The 8,779-nt window shown below is 60.2% G+C and carries 7 protein-coding genes; 1 reads left to right on the top strand and 6 read right to left on the bottom strand.

Annotation, left to right across the window (positions count from 1 at the left end; all coding sequences use genetic code 11):
• Positions 1-1,646 (top strand): OsmC domain/YcaO domain-containing protein (locus WA145_RS00705; protein ID WP_422579724.1); only part of this gene is annotated, 1,646 nt, incomplete at its 5' end.
• Between the two features lie 57 nt (positions 1,647-1,703).
• Here the strand turns inward: WA145_RS00705 and glmS are convergent.
• The 6 genes from glmS to atpG all read right to left on the bottom strand — a co-directional run bounded on the left by glmS (position 1,704) and on the right by atpG (position 8,770).
• On the bottom strand, positions 1,704-3,551 hold the full coding sequence (gene glmS, locus WA145_RS00700; RefSeq protein WP_422579723.1) for a glutamine--fructose-6-phosphate transaminase (isomerizing): 1,848 nt from the start codon (positions 3,549-3,551) through the stop codon (positions 1,704-1,706).
• A 15-nt stretch (positions 3,552-3,566) separates the two neighbouring features.
• The gene (locus WA145_RS00695; RefSeq protein ID WP_422579722.1) at positions 3,567-4,334 is read right to left on the bottom strand and encodes a DeoR/GlpR family DNA-binding transcription regulator; all 768 of its coding nucleotides are present in this window, start codon (positions 4,332-4,334) and stop codon (positions 3,567-3,569) included.
• 155 nt (positions 4,335-4,489) lie between these two features.
• Positions 4,490-5,848, bottom strand: coding sequence for a bifunctional UDP-N-acetylglucosamine diphosphorylase/glucosamine-1-phosphate N-acetyltransferase GlmU (gene glmU / locus WA145_RS00690; RefSeq protein WP_422579721.1), 1,359 nt, complete (start codon positions 5,846-5,848; stop codon positions 4,490-4,492).
• A gap of 130 nt (positions 5,849-5,978) precedes the next feature.
• Entirely contained in the window at positions 5,979-6,404 is a 426-nt protein-coding gene (locus WA145_RS00685; RefSeq protein WP_422579720.1) for a F0F1 ATP synthase subunit epsilon, read from the bottom strand.
• Positions 6,405-6,485: 81 nt separating this feature from the next.
• A complete protein-coding gene (gene atpD / locus WA145_RS00680; protein ID WP_304869722.1) occupies positions 6,486-7,862 on the bottom strand; it encodes a F0F1 ATP synthase subunit beta in 1,377 nt (458 codons plus the stop codon).
• A gap of 47 nt (positions 7,863-7,909) precedes the next feature.
• Positions 7,910-8,770 carry a F0F1 ATP synthase subunit gamma gene (gene atpG, locus WA145_RS00675; RefSeq protein ID WP_422579725.1) on the bottom strand — a complete coding sequence of 287 codons (861 nt, stop codon included), beginning with the start codon at positions 8,768-8,770 and terminating at the stop codon, positions 7,910-7,912.
• Between the last annotated feature and the right edge of the window lie 9 nt (positions 8,771-8,779).

Genomic DNA, 8,779 nt, shown 5'->3' with positions numbered 1-8,779 from the left:
ACGTATGGTCGCTGCATATCCGCGATGCGCACTCGCCAATGTGTTTTACCAACGGCAAGGGCGCGACCAAGGAAGGCGCGCTGGCGTCGGCGCTGGGCGAGTTTATCGAGCGGCTGAACTGCAACTTCTTCTACAACGATCAGTTCTGGGGCGAAGAGATCGCCAATGCGGCGTTCGTGCATTACCCGGATGAACGCTGGTTCAAACCTGGGCCTAAGGATGCGCTGCCGGCGGAGATTCTCGACGAGTACTGCCTGGCGATTTACAACCAGGACGACGAACTGCGTGGCTCGCACCTGTACGACACCAACTCCGGCAACACGCTGCGCGGCATCTGCTCGCTGCCCTTTGTGCGCCAATCCGATGGCGAGGTGGTGTACTTCCCCTCCAACCTGATCGAAAACCTGTTCTTGAGCAACGGCATGAGCGCCGGCAACACCCTGGCCGAAGCCCAGGTGCAGTGCCTGTCGGAAATTTTCGAGCGCGCGGTAAAACGCGAAATTCTCGAAGGCGAGCTGTGCCTGCCGGACGTGCCACAGGAGGTGCTGGCCAAGTACCCGGCCATCCTCGCCGGGATTCAGGGTCTGGAAGCCCAGGGCTTCCCGGTGCTGGTGAAGGACGCCTCGCTGGGCGGCGAATTCCCGGTGATGTGCGTAACCCTGATGAACCCGCGTACCGGTGGCGTGTTCGCCTCGTTCGGCGCGCACCCAAGCTTTGAAGTGGCGCTGGAGCGCAGCCTCACCGAACTGCTGCAGGGCCGCAGCTTCGAGGGCCTGAATGACCTGCCGCCGCCGACCTTTGAAAGCCAGGCGCTGATGGAGCCAAACAACTTCGTCGAGCACTTTATCGACTCCAGCGGCGTGGTGTCCTGGCGCTTCTTCAGCGCCAAGGCGGATCACCAATTCGTCGAGTGGGACTTCTCCAGTGAGGGTGAGCAGGCCAACGCCGAGGAAGCTGCAACCCTGTTCGGCATTCTCGAAGCCATGGGCAAGGAAGCCTATATGGCCGTGTACGAGCACCTGGGCGCCACGGCCTGTCGCATCCTGGTGCCGGGTTACTCGGAGATCTACCCGGTCGAGGACCTGATCTGGGACAACACCAACAAGGCGCTGCTGTTCCGCGCCGACATCCTCAACCTGCACAGCCTGAACGATCGTGGCCTGAAGTCTCTGTTACGCAATCTGGAAAACAGCGATGTCGACGACTACACCGATATCACCACGCTGATCGGCGTCGAGTTCGACGACAACACGGTGTGGGGTCAGTTGACCATTCTGGAACTGAAACTGCTGATTTATCTGGCGCTGAAGAAGTTCGACGAGGCCAAGGAGCTGACCGAGGCCTTCCTGCAGTACAACGACAACACCGTCGAGCGCGTCCTGTTCTATCAGGCGCTGAATGCGGCGTTGGAAGTGCAGCTGGACAGCGACTTGGACATGGCCGACTTCGAGCCCAACTTCCGCCGCATGTTCGGCAAGGAGCGGATGGACGCGGTGCTGGGCTCGCTGGACGGCAGCGTGCGCTTCCATGGTTTGACGCCAACCAACATGCAACTGGAAGGGCTTGATCGCCACCTGCGCTTGATCGACAGCTACAAGAAACTGCACGCAGCACGCGCCACTGCGACGGGTTTACCCCGCCAATAGCGCCAACAAAAAAGTACCCGAGGGTGCTTTTTTGTGGTTAAGGGTTAACGGCCTGGCTTACTCGACCGTGACGCTCTTGGCCAGGTTACGCGGCTGGTCGACGTCGGTGCCCTTGAGCACGGCAACGTAGTAGGACAACAGCTGCAGCGGGATGGTGTAGAGGATCGGCGCCAGGGCGTCGTGGATATGCGGCATGTTCACCACGTGGGTGCCCTCGCCATTGCGCATGCCGGCCTGCTCGTCGGCAAACACCAACAGCTCGCCGCCACGGGCGCGCACTTCTTGCAGGTTGGATTTGAGCTTTTCCAGCAGCTCATTGTTCGGCGCCACGGTGACCACCGGCATATCACTGTCCACCAGGGCCAACGGGCCGTGCTTGAGCTCGCCAGCCGGGTAGGCTTCGGCGTGGATATAGGAAATTTCCTTGAGCTTGAGCGCGCCTTCCATCGCCACCGGGTACTGCGCGCCGCGACCGAGGAACAGGCTGTGGTGCTTCTCGGCGAACAGCTCGGAGACTTTCTCCACCACGCTGTCCATGGCCAGGGCTTCGCCCAGGCGGGTTGGCAGGCGACGCAGTTCATCGACCAGCTCGGCTTCCAGAGCCTTGTCCAGAGTGCCACGCACCTGACCGAGGGACAGGGTCAGTAGCATCAGCGCAACCAGCTGGGTGGTGAAAGCCTTGGTCGAGGCCACGCCGATTTCCGGGCCGGCCAAGGTCAGCAGACACAGGTCGGATTCGCGCACCAGCGAGCTGATGCCAACGTTGCAGATCGCCAGGCTGGCCAGGTAGCCCAATTCCTTACCGTTGCGCAGCGCGGCCAGGGTGTCGGCGGTTTCACCGGACTGGGAGATGCTGACAAACAGGGTGTCCGGCTGCACCACCACTTTGCGGTAGCGGAACTCGCTGGCCACTTCGATCTGACAGGGAATCCCGGCCAGTTCTTCCAGCCAGTAACGGGCGACCATACCGGCGTGATAACTGGTGCCGCAGGCGACTATCTGCACGTTGCGCACCTTGGCGAACAGCTCGGCAGCCTGCGGGCCGAAGGCCTGGATCAGTACGTGGTCGGAACCCAAACGGCCTTCCAGGGTGCGCTGCACCACCTTGGGCTGCTCATGGATTTCCTTGAGCATAAAGTGGCGATACTCGCCCTTGTCGGCGGCCTCAAAGCCTTCGTGGTACTGCACGCTTTCACGCACCACCGGCTGGCCGGAGGCATCCCAGATCTGCACGCTGTCGCGCTGGATCTCGGCGATATCGCCCTCTTCCAGGTACATAAAACGGTCGGTGACCTGACGCAGAGCCAACTGGTCAGAGGCGAGGAAGTTCTCACCGAGGCCCAGGCCAATCACCAGCGGGCTGCCGCTGCGGGCGGCGAGCAGGCGGTCCGGCTGACGGGCCGAGATCACCGCCAGGCCGTAGGCGCCGTGCAATTCCTTGACCGCGTCTTTCAGCGCAGCGGCCAGGTCGGGATGGCTTCTAAGCTTGTATTCGAGCAGGTGCACGATGGTTTCGGTGTCGGTATCCGAGGTGAAGACGTAGCCCAGGCCCTTGAGGCGCTCACGCAGTTCTTCGTGGTTTTCGATAATGCCGTTGTGCACCACCGCCAGCTCACCACCGAGCTCTTTACCTGAGAAGTGTGGGTGGGCGTTGCGCTCGCTCGGCGCGCCGTGGGTGGCCCAGCGGGTGTGGGCGATACCCAGGCGGCCGGCCAGCGGTTCGGCGCCCAACGCGCTTTCCAGCTCGCTGACCTTGCCAACACGGCGACGGCGGTCGAGACCGTTATGATCAGTCAGCAGCGCCACACCGGCGCTGTCGTAACCGCGGTATTCCAGGCGCTTGAGGCCTTCAACCAGCACGGCGGTGATATTGCGTTCGGCGACTGCGCCTACGATGCCACACATATGTCTCTCCTTAACTCAGGCGTCTACAGCGGCGCAGATCAGCTTGATCCCGCGCGCGGTCAATTGTTCACGGGCCTCGGGGCTGAGGCGCTCGTCGGTTATCAGGGTATGGATGCCGCTCCAGGGCAGCTCCAGGTTGGGAATCTTGCGGCCGATCTTGTCGCTCTCGACCAGCACCACCACTTCGCGGGCCACCTCCGCCATCACCCGGGAGAGCCCGAGCAATTCGTTGAAGGTGGTGGTGCCACGGGCCAGGTCGATGCCATCGGCGCCGATAAACAGCTGGTCGAAGTCGTAGGAGCGCAGCACCTGCTCGGCGACCTGGCCCTGAAACGACTCGGAATGCGGGTCCCAGGTGCCGCCGGTCATCAATAGCACCGGCTCGTGCTCCAGTTCGCTGATGGCGCGGGCCACGTTAAGCGAGTTGGTCATCACCACCAGGCCAGGCTTGTGGCCGAGCTGCGGGATCATCGCTGCAGTGGTGGTGCCGCTGTCGATAATGATGCGCGCATGTTCTTTGATGCAGGCGACCCCGGCGCGGGCGATGGCCTGCTTGTACTGGGAGATCGGCTGGATATCGCTGATCAGCTCCTGCGGCATGGGCACCGCACCGCCGTAACGGCGCAGCAGCAGGCCATTCTTCTCCAGGGCGGCGAGGTCTTTGCGAATGGTCACTTCAGAAGTAGCAAACGCCTTCGACAACTCATCCACACTCACCTCACCCTGCTCGGCGAGCAGGGCAAGAATGGTATGGCGACGTTGCGGCGTGTTGCGTTTCGACATGCTAAGTTTCGATTCGAAAGATAATGGCGCGAATCAAAACCTAATAAGTCTTTTGCGTCAAGCCTGAAAACGACCAAAGGCCGTAGGATGGGTTGAGCGCAGCGATACCCATGCTGGCCATGTGATGGGTTACGCCGCTACGCGGCTAACCCATCCTACGACTTGGTCGGGCGCTTCCAGCCTTCGATATTGCGCTGCTTGGCGCGGCCAACGGCCAGGGTGTTATCCGGCACGTCGCCGGTAATTACCGAACCGGCGCCGGTGGTGGCGCGGTCTCCCAGAGTCACCGGGGCCACCAGGGCGCTGTTGGAGCCAATAAACACGTCTTCGCCAAGCACGGTCTTGAACTTGTTGGCCCCGTCATAATTGCAGGTGATGGTGCCGGCGCCGATGTTAGTGCGCGCGCCGATTTCGGCATCGCCCAGATAGGAGAGGTGACCGGCCTTGGCGCCCTCCCCCAGTTTGGCGTTCTTCAGTTCAACGAAGTTACCCACATGGGCCTTGGCGCCCAGCACCGAACCGGGACGCAGACGAGCAAACGGTCCGCAATCGGCGCCCTCGCCCATTTCGGCTCCTTCCAGATGGCTGTTAGCTTTGACGATGGCACCTTTGCGCAGGATCGAGTTCTTGATTACGCAATTAGGGCCAATCTGCACGCCCTCTTCGATGACAACCTGGCCTTCAAGGATCACGTTGATATCGATCAACACGTCACGGCCTACCGTCACTTCGCCGCGTAGATCGAAGCGTGCCGGGTCGATCAGGGTCACGCCCTGCACCATTAACCGGCGCGCGGCGCGGTACTGGTAGTGACGCTCCAGCTGCGAAAGCTGAATACGGTCGTTGGCGCCCAGCACTTCCATTTCGTCAGCTGCCTGCTCGGTGGCTACCACCAGGCCGTCAGCCACCGCCATGGCGATCACGTCGGTGAGGTAGTACTCGCCCTGAGCATTGCTGTTGGACAGGCGTCCGAGCCAGTCGCCGAGTTTTTTCCCCGGTACGGCGAGGATGCCGGTGTTGCCCTCGCGGATCAGCCGTTGTTCGGCACTGGCGTCCTTGTGCTCGACGATGGCCTTCACCACACCGTGCTCATCGCGGACGATGCGACCGTAACCGCTCGGGTCGTTAAGATTGACCGTAAGCAACCCCAGCTGCTGCTCGCTGACCTGTTGCAGCAGACGCTGCAGGGTTTCCACTTCGATCAGCGGCACATCGCCGTAGAGAATCAGCACGCGCTCCGCAGTCAGCGCCGGCAAGGCCTGGGCCACAGCATGGCCGGTGCCGAGCTGCTCGCTCTGCAGGACAAAATTCAGGTCATCCGCCGCCAGCTGCTCACGCACCCGTTCTGCGCCATGGCCGATCACCACATGTATGCCTTGCGGTTTAAGCAGGCGAGCGGTGTCGATCACATGGCCGAGCATGGCTTTGCCAGCCACCGGGTGCAGGACTTTCGGCAAGGCCGAACGCATACGGGTGCCTTGGCCGGCGGCGAGGATAACGATATCGAGCGACATAAGAACGGATTCCAGGCAGACGAAGGCGGGCTAAATCCCTAGCCCGGCCAACTGAAAAGGTAAAAACAGCAGACAAAGAAAAAGGGTAGCCAAGGCTACCCTTTTACTCGTTTGCGATGAAGCGTCGGAATTAACCGCCGAACTTCTTGCGCAACTGCTGAACGGTACGCAGCTGAGCCGCGACCTCAGCCAGGTGAGCGGCTGCGGAACCGTAATCGAACTCCGCGCCCTTCTCATTCAAGGCTTTCTCGGCAGCCCGGAGGGCTTCCTGAGCAGCAGCTTCATCGATATCGGCAGCACGCTGCACGGTATCGGCGAGAACTTTCACCACACTCGGCTGAACCTCGAGGAAGCCACCGGAGATGTAGAACACCTCGGTTTCGCCACCCAGCTTGACCAGACGAATCGGACCCGGTTTGAGGTCGGTGATCAGCGGCGCGTGACCTGGAGCGATACCGATATCACCCAGGTTGCCGTGCGCAATCACCATCTCGACCAGACCGGAGAAGATCTCGCCTTCTGCGCTGACGATGTCGCAATGGACTGTCATAGCCATGTCTAACCTCACGTATCGATCCGCTTACCCACTACTGCGGATAAACAGACCGTAAGCGCCCGTTGCCGGGCGCACGGGTGATTACAGTTTCTTCGCTTTCTCAACAGCTTCTTCGATGCTGCCAACCATGTAGAACGCCTGCTCTGGCAGGTGATCGTAGTCACCTTTCAGGATGCCGCTGAAACCAGCGATGGTGTCTTTCAGGGAAACGTACTTGCCTGGCGAACCGGTGAAGACTTCGGCCACGAAGAACGGCTGGGACAGGAAGCGCTGGATCTTACGCGCACGGGATACCAGCTGCTTGTCTGCTTCGGACAGTTCGTCCATACCCAGAATCGCGATGATGTCCTTCAGCTCTTTGTAGCGCTGCAGTACGTACTGCACGCCGCGAGCGGTGTCGTAGTGCTCCTGGCCGATAACCATCGGGTCCAGCTGGCGCGACGTCGAGTCGAGTGGATCGACCGCTGGGTAGATACCCAGGGAGGCGATGTCACGGGACAGTACAACGGTGGCGTCCAAGTGGGCGAAGGTGGTCGCCGGGCTTGGGTCGGTCAGGTCGTCCGCAGGAACGTAGACGGCCTGGATCGAGGTGATCGAACCGGTCTTGGTCGAAGTGATACGCTCTTGCAGAACGCCCATTTCTTCGGCCAGGGTCGGCTGATAACCCACTGCCGACGGCATACGGCCGAGCAGTGCGGATACTTCAGTACCGGCCAGGGTGTAACGGTAGATGTTGTCCACGAAGAACAGTACATCACGACCTTCGTCACGGAACTTCTCGGCCATGGTCAGGCCGGTCAGGGCGACGCGCAGACGGTTGCCTGGTGGCTCGTTCATCTGACCGTAAACCAGGGCTACCTTGTCGAGAACGTTGGAGTCCTTCATCTCGTGGTAGAAGTCGTTACCCTCACGAGTACGCTCACCCACACCGGCGAACACGGAATAACCGCTGTGCTCGATGGCGATGTTACGGATCAGTTCCATCATGTTTACGGTTTTGCCCACACCGGCACCACCGAACAGACCGACTTTACCGCCCTTGGCGAACGGACAAACCAGGTCGATAACCTTGATGCCGGTTTCCAGCAGCTCGTTGGAGCCAGCTTGTTCGGCGTAGGAAGGCGCAGGACGGTGAATGCCCCAACGCTCTTCTTCGCCAATCGGGCCAGCTTCGTCGATTGGGTTGCCCAGCACGTCCATGATCCGGCCCAGGGTTTTCACCCCAACCGGTACCTGGATACCTGCGCCAGTGCTGCCAACGCTCAGGCCACGCTTGAGGCCCTCGGTCGAACCCATTGCAATGGTACGTACCACGCCGTCGCCCAGCTGCTGCTGAACTTCCAGGGTGGTTTCGGCGCCGACTACTTTCAGCGCTTCATAAACACTCGGCACTTGATCACGCGGGAATTCCACGTCGATAACGGCGCCGATGATTTGAACGATACGTCCGCTACTCATCTTTGGTTCCTCTGACTTTTTTCAACCGTCTAACAGTTGAACCGTGCTTAAACCGCGGCAGCGCCGCCGACGATTTCCGAAATTTCCTGGGTGATCGCTGCCTGACGTGCCTTGTTGTAAACCAACTGCAGGTCTTTGATGATATCGCCAGCGTTGTCGGTGGCGTTCTTCATCGCGATCATCCGGGCCGCTTGTTCAGCCGCGTTGTTCTCAACCACTGCCTGGTACACCTGCGACTCCACGTAACGCACCATCAAGCCGTCGAGCAGCTCTTTGGCGTCGGGTTCGTACAGGTAGTCCCAATGGTGCTTGAGTTCTTTATCCGGATCGGCCACCAGCGGAATCAACTGCTCCACTGTCGGCTTTTGCGTCATGGTATTGATGAACTTGTTCGAGACCACGGACAAACGATCGATGCGACCATCGAGGTAGGCATCGAGCATTACCTTGACGCTACCGATCAGATCATTGATCGACGGTTCTTCGCCCAGGTGGCTGATCGCAGCAACGATGTTGCCACCAAAGTTGCGGAAGAACGCCGCACCCTTGCTGCCAACTACGCAGAGATCAATCTCCACGCCTTGCTCGCGATTGCTCGCCATGTCTTTGACCAGAGCCTTGAACAGGTTGGTGTTCAGACCACCACACAGACCACGGTCCGAGCTCACCACGACATAACCCACGCGCTTAACTTCACGGTCGATCATGAACGGATGACGGTATTCCGGGTTGGCGTTGGCCAGATGACCAATCACCTGGCGGATACGCTCCGCGTAGGGACGGCTAGCAACCATGCGCATTTGTGCTCTGCGCATTTTGCTGACCGCCACCTTTTCCATGGCGCTGGTGATCTTCTGCGTGCTTTTGATGCTCGCAATCTTGCTGCGAATCTCTTTTGCGCCTGCCATTTGACACCT

The sequence above is a fragment of the Pseudomonas sp. genome, from assembly GCF_049301935.1.
GTDB lineage: Bacteria > Pseudomonadota > Gammaproteobacteria > Pseudomonadales > Pseudomonadaceae > Aquipseudomonas.
Note: the sequence above shows the minus strand (reverse complement) of the source record. Positions and strands in the feature narration are given on the sequence as shown.